General features: G+C 57.9%; 1 protein-coding gene. It reads right to left on the reverse strand.

Annotated features, from left to right (window positions below):
• A partial coding sequence (locus LPW36_RS17610) for an Ig-like domain-containing protein (RefSeq protein ID WP_230611890.1) occupies window positions 1-1,074 on the reverse strand: 1,074 nt, incomplete at both ends.

Below are 1,074 nucleotides of genomic sequence, written 5' to 3' on the forward strand. Positions count from 1 at the left end.
CCACCAGCGTATCCAGGCTGACGGTAACGCTTTCGGTGTTGATAGTAATGTTCACCACCGGTGTGGCTGCGCCGGTGTTCCCCGCCTTATCCGTCACCGTGGTGGTAAACTTATAGCTGCCGTCCGGCAGCGGCGTGCTTGGGGTAAAGCTCCAGCTGCCGTCTGCCGCCACTTTGGCGGTGCCCAGCAGGTTGCCGTCGCTGTAGACCGACACCGTGCTGCCCGCTTCCGCCTTACCGCTGAAGGTCGGGGTATTATCGTCGGTGATATCGCCGTCTTTCAGCGCCCCCTGATAAGCCCCCACGTTATCGCTGATCAGCAGGTTCTCCACCGCACCCGGTGGTGTGGTATCGACGGTAAAGTCAAAGCTACCGGTCTTCTCACTGGTCTGGCCCACGGTATTGGTGGCATCGGCCTTGATACTGTACTTCCCGTCCGCCAGCGCGCTCTCCGGAGTAAAGCTCCAGTTACCCTTGTCATCAACCTGGGCCGAGCCTATCTTCACATCGTTGTTATAGATGGTGACGATACCGTTTGGTACCGCGGTGCCCTTCAGGGTTGGCGTATTATCATCGGTCACATCGCCTTTTTGCAGCGGTGTGGTGATGGTGCCCACGTTATCTTCCACCGTTTCAATCACCGGCGGCTGTGGCTTACCAAAATCAATGTTAACGGTATAAGAGGCGCTTGGATCGGTGGAGTTACCCACCGGATCGACTTCCACCGCGGTGAACTCATTGGTGCCCTTGATCAGCGGGGAAGCCGGACGCAGGGTCCACTTGCCTTCACTGTTCACGGTGGTGCGGCCAATTTCATGATTACCGCCACTGTCTTTAACGTAGACAATGATGGTATCCCCGGCCGTACCGGTACCGCTGATGGTCGGCTGGGTATCGTCGGTGGTCTCACCCGGCTTCACGTTACCGGTATATAACCCCACCTGATCGTCCACGCCGGTGATGGACAGCTTGCTGCTATCCGGGCCGGTGAAGTCCATAATCAGCACAAAGTCTGACGATGGCAGGCTGACGTTGCCCGCTGCATCCGTGGAGGTGACGTGGAACTTGTGCACCC

It is taken from the genome of Limnobaculum eriocheiris (assembly GCF_021010575.1).
GTDB lineage: Bacteria > Pseudomonadota > Gammaproteobacteria > Enterobacterales > Enterobacteriaceae > Limnobaculum > Limnobaculum eriocheiris.